General features: G+C 35.3%; 3 protein-coding genes. All 3 read left to right on the top strand.

Features of this window, described 5'->3' with window-relative positions; genetic code table 11:
* The first annotated feature begins 190 nt into the window (after positions 1 to 190).
* From V7659_RS08735 to V7659_RS08745, 3 genes are read left to right on the top strand one after another with little or no spacing between them, the layout of a single operon-like run.
* Positions 191 to 1,093, top strand: coding sequence for a hypothetical protein (locus V7659_RS08735; protein ID WP_335539454.1), 903 nt, complete (start codon positions 191 to 193; stop codon positions 1,091 to 1,093).
* Positions 1,094 to 1,114: 21 nt separating this feature from the next.
* The gene (locus tag V7659_RS08740) at positions 1,115 to 2,380 is read left to right on the top strand and encodes a tetratricopeptide repeat protein (protein WP_335539455.1); all 1,266 of its coding nucleotides are present in this window, start codon (positions 1,115 to 1,117) and stop codon (positions 2,378 to 2,380) included.
* Between the two features lie 33 nt (positions 2,381 to 2,413).
* On the top strand, positions 2,414 to 2,980 hold the full coding sequence (locus tag V7659_RS08745) for a ReoY family proteolytic degradation factor (protein ID WP_335539457.1): 567 nt from the start codon (positions 2,414 to 2,416) through the stop codon (positions 2,978 to 2,980).
* Positions 2,981 to 3,045: the final 65 nt, after the last annotated feature.

Consider the following 3,045-nt stretch of genomic DNA (forward strand, 5'->3'; position numbering starts at 1 on the left):
GACGAGGAGGCTCCCCGGCACGCCCGCGGAAAGCGAAGTGCCTGGAGCGCAAATCAACAGACATGTTGCAAAGCTTATATTAATATTCTTTATATTTTATTTCCTAAATAGCATAGTTTTTAGAATTTTCGCATAGCTTGTCTTAAAGGGAAAAGTGAAAGGTAGGACACAATGAAAAGGGTGGTGGATAATGTATATCATTGAAAATGCCAATCTCCTGAAAGACAAGCAATTAAAAACATGTTCACTATTAATTAGTAACAACCGAATAGAGAAGATTGACTCGCATTTCAAACATTATCGGCTCATAAAAATGAATGCCGATCCATATATTATGGCCCCTACCTATGTTCTATTTAATTCAAACATTCCACAAATAGAAACCTTTCAAGAATTAAAAAAGTGTTTAAGAGAAGATTTTTTGTTGAAAGGTTGCACCACCTTGTTTACCTATGTTAATGTTTCCTACGAAAATGAATTATCAATAAAGATTTCTGCTCTGAAAACGGCTCTCTTAAGCAGCCCAATTGACTATCTCATTGGGGTAAGAATACCTGTTCATTTGATTACTCAATCGTTTATTAGGAAATGTAAGAAGGAAAAAGTACCGGCTATTTTTGTTGACCTTCAATCACATGATGAATTAGAACAAATTCCCTGGGGTTGGATTAAAGAAGCAATGTTTCCCTTCAACAGTCCGTTAATTCCACTAATTTCTTCAGTTCATAAGAAGGAAGTGAAGAATGTTTTGTCGAAATGGAAAGGTATCACGAAAAGAGAGAATATCCCGGCTCTTTATGAAGAAATTGAAGAAAATAGCCCATTGGCTGTTTCTGTATTAAATAAAATTGGTGTATATCCGCAAAAAGCAAGTTTAATGTGTGGTACAGAAGTGAGCTATAATTTATATTCAAAAATAAATGAAAGCCAGAATGTTGATGATATGAATTTATTTCTTTATCATAGTGATAGACTCGTAGTGACTGTCCACAAGGGAGAAGTTCTACGAGCAGGTGGTGAAGTGATATTTAAACCTGGAAATGGAGAACATGTTAGGGTGCGAATCCCATCCTATTTTTCTCTGTCAATCTAGGAGAACGAGAGGTATGTGTCAATGGAACGAGTGAATAAAATTATTAACATGTTAGAAAATGGTCAACATAATGAGGCCTTAAATGAATATAATGATGTATTACAAAATGGCATGCCCGATGAAAAGTTCCTTCTTGGCGAAGAATTGTATCAATATGGTTTCCTAGAAGAGGCAAAGTCACTAATAGAAAATTTATTAGAAACATTCCCTGAGGAAGGTGAGCTTCTTGTCCTGTTAGGTGAAATATTAGTTGAAGCCGGGGAAGACGAAGAGGCAATTCTTGTTCTTGAAAAGATATCAGAATATGATGCAAATTTTGGACAATCCTTACTTTTATTGGCCGATCTTTATCAAGTTCAAGGGTTATATGAAGTTTGTGAAAGAAAACTTCTGAAGGCAAAGGAATTATTGCCAGATGAAATCATTATAGATTTTGCTTTAGGAGAACTTTACAGTGAACAAGGTGAAGTGACCAAGGCACTGGAAGCATACGAAAAGGTTTTAAAAGAAGAAAATGAAATAGCTGGTGTAAATATAGATCAACGGATTGCAGATCTCTTAAGTGCATCTGGAATGTTTGAGGAAGCATTGGTTTATTATGAAAAGGCAATGAATGAAAAGTTAGAGATTAACACTTTATTCGGCTATGGTTTTACTGCACTTCAGGCTGGATATTATCAGACCGCTATTGGAAAATTCACTGAATTAAAAGAGCTGGATCCAGAATATCATTCGCTATATTTACACCTTGCTTTAGCATATGAAAGGGAGGGAGAACTTGAAAATAGTTTACTTACCATTCAAGAAGGCATAAAACAAGATGAATTTAATAAGGAGTTATTTTTCCTTGGAGGGAAAATAGCAACCCAATTGGGGAAAGCGGAAGAAGGAGAACAGTATTTCCGAGAAGCACTTGCCTTAGACCCAGGATTTATTGAAGCAGCACTCACATTAAATAAACTCTTTTTCCTTCAAGAAAGATATGAGGACATCATTGATTTAATTACTGAACTTGATATTAAAGAAGATGAAGAACCCCAACTTTTGTGGGATGCAGCAGTAAGCTATCAGAAGTTAGAAAAATTTTCTTACGCATTAGACAAATATGAAAGTGCATATACTTTTTTTAAGAAAAATGAAACTTTTTTACAGGATTACGGTTATTTTCTAATTGAAGAAGGAAAAAGTGACCGCGCCGCCGAAATTTTTAAACAGTTGCTTAATGAGGATCCAACAAACGGGGAGTATATGGATTTACTTGAACGTCTTACAGGGTTGAAAGATTAAAAAAAAGCTGATTTGCAGAGGAGGGAAACTATCATGGCAACCCCTGTTTCTGTCAACGAGAAGAAGGACTTTATTCGCTGGTTTTTAAATCATTATCAATTAAAGAGAAGAGAATGTGTTTGGATTCTTAACTATCTAATGAGCCACGATCAACTAATGGAGAAGGTCCATTTTGTGGAGCAAGCACAGTATTGTCCGAGAGGTTTAATTATGTCTACACATTGCGTCGATAAGGTACCATTTAGATTCTATAAAGAAAATGTGATGACAACTGATGCTGAGAAATCCTTTCACGATATTCGCTTAAATCGAGATGAGGATATTTTTATCCAATTAAACTTTCATGCTTCTAATCAAGCACACCAGTATGCTGCGGTTCTCGAAGAAAATTTATATGTTCCCAAACATCTGCAAGTGAATGAGAAGGATGGCATCATTGCAGAACAATTACTGCAGAGGAGTATCGAACACTTTCAACGTGAGAAAATCCTTCAATTAATCGATGAGGCCCTTGATAATCAAGATCGAAAGGCATTTCAAATCCTGACGCAAAAACTTAATACATTAACAATGACTGAACAAAAAGGAAGCGTGCGATAAGCAGCTTCCTTTTTGTTGTATAGGAAATTATTAAATAATTAATTGTTGATAAATTGAAATAGTTC

Source organism: Neobacillus drentensis, from assembly GCF_036966985.1.
GTDB classification, from domain to species: Bacteria; Bacillota; Bacilli; order Bacillales; family Cytobacillaceae; genus Neobacillus; species Neobacillus drentensis_E.